At 42.8% G+C, this 1,663-nt stretch carries 3 protein-coding genes; 2 read left to right on the top strand and 1 reads right to left on the bottom strand.

Going from position 1 to position 1,663, the window contains the following annotated elements:
• A partial coding sequence (locus tag BLV54_RS15195; protein WP_143032559.1) for a transposase occupies nucleotides 1-172 on the bottom strand: 172 nt, incomplete at its 3' end.
• A 423-nt stretch (nucleotides 173-595) separates the two neighbouring features.
• Between BLV54_RS15195 and BLV54_RS15190 the strand changes: the two genes are divergently transcribed.
• On the top strand, nucleotides 596-964 hold the full coding sequence (locus BLV54_RS15190) for a helix-turn-helix domain-containing protein (RefSeq protein WP_090572411.1): 369 nt from the start codon (nucleotides 596-598) through the stop codon (nucleotides 962-964).
• 563 nt (nucleotides 965-1,527) lie between these two features.
• A partial coding sequence (locus BLV54_RS15890) for a helix-turn-helix domain-containing protein (RefSeq protein ID WP_339389399.1) occupies nucleotides 1,528-1,663 on the top strand: 136 nt, incomplete at its 3' end.

Below are 1,663 nucleotides of genomic sequence, written 5' to 3'. Positions count from 1 at the left end.
CCCGGAATGCCTGTTCATTATCATCTGCCTGATATTCCCTGATCCACCTTCTGAGCATATTGCCGTTGATTTCCAGGCTTCGAGATACTTCTGATATCGTGTGGCCCTGATCCAGTACCAAACTAACTCCATCTAATTTGAATTCCTTTGTGTATTGCTTTCTCGTTACCATCTCTTCCTCCAGTTAAGATCATTTTCCCTTAACTGGGCTGTCCGAATTCATTAGACCATGTCAAAGAGGTGCAAAGCGTTTAAGCCAAGGTGAAATCATTCAAGGTGCTTTAGCTCGTTCCATGGCAAGCACGGATACACCACCTCTGCAAGTTATTGATAAATATTGTATTTTAGATTTCGTGCAAATGTGATCGATCACATTTTGGTGCAAAGCGTTTAAGCCAAGGTGAAATCGTTCAAGGTGCTTTGGCGCATTCCATGGCAAGCACGAGTATACCTATATGGGGTATATAATTATCAATCGCTGATGGCATAACGTGAAAATTGTCAGTAATTGTTAACAAAAGAGCACTCTGATACTGATTGACCGGGTAAAGTTAGTAAATGTTATTAATTGTTATGGTTTTCAAAGGATTCTCTAATGGAACTGAGTGAAAAACAGTATACAGCTGTCACCTTGCTGGCGCTTGGTAAAACTTGCAAAGAAGTTGCTGAACAGCTTGGCGTCACACCAAAGACGGTTTCGGTATGGCGGGCTGACCCTGAATTTAGGGCAGCTGTTAACCGATGCAGGAAAGATTATCGAGAGGCACAGACAAGGCGATTAAGTAGTCTTTGCGACAAGGCATTAACGACAATCGAAGAAAGCCTTAATGATGAAGCTTTGAAGATTGAGGATAAACTGAAAGCGTCTTTCAAAATATTGGAACTATGCAAGGTATCGCCCGAAGAGATAGGCGCTACTGATGCACGCAGGATAAGGATGCAAGATCTCTTTGAGAGTATGTGAAGCAACTGCTACAGAAAATTACACTTTGCACTCGCCAGATCTTTAATGATCGGGCGGATTTGCTGTTTCAATCGCTACCCTTTGCAAGCTCGATCAGTTCATCAAAATCAGCTCTTACCGTTAACGTGTATCCCGTCAGCACAAGTTGGATAGATAGCAGCCTAGATTAAGAGGTGGTTTAGCTCATCGGGATTGGGAGTTTTGATCCAGCGCATCACGCTGGCTACACCTATACAAAAACGCTTTGCCACTTGCGCGATTGCAAGGCCCCCTTCTCTTGAACGATTAATACCTTACGGCGAAATGTTACTGGATAGGTCATCTACACATTAAAATCAATTTATATGTGATTGACTATAAGTCAACTACAGAAGGAAATGAGCTGATTGTTGAGGGAACATAAAAAAACCCTTTGGGATATAATTTTATTTTCTGAAAATAAAATTGGTTTCTGGAATACTGCTCGACGCAAGCTGCGGGGCATTAAGAACCCTTTAAGCTATTAGTTGTTTAGTCCCACGGTGTGCTGGAGTAATATATAGTCAATTATCGAGGGACATATTATGGGACAGGTACTGCATGGAAGCGCCCGTACGACAGAGGCGGTGCGTCGAGCGATACAACATAGTCAAGAGAGCCTGAAAGCATTGGCAAAACGCCACGGAATTAACGAGAAGACCGTGGCGAAATGGAAGAAGC

Source organism: Nitrosomonas sp. Nm33 (genome assembly GCF_900107265.1).
Classification (GTDB): domain Bacteria; phylum Pseudomonadota; class Gammaproteobacteria; order Burkholderiales; family Nitrosomonadaceae; genus Nitrosomonas.
This window is presented reverse-complemented; position numbering and strand designations above follow the sequence as displayed.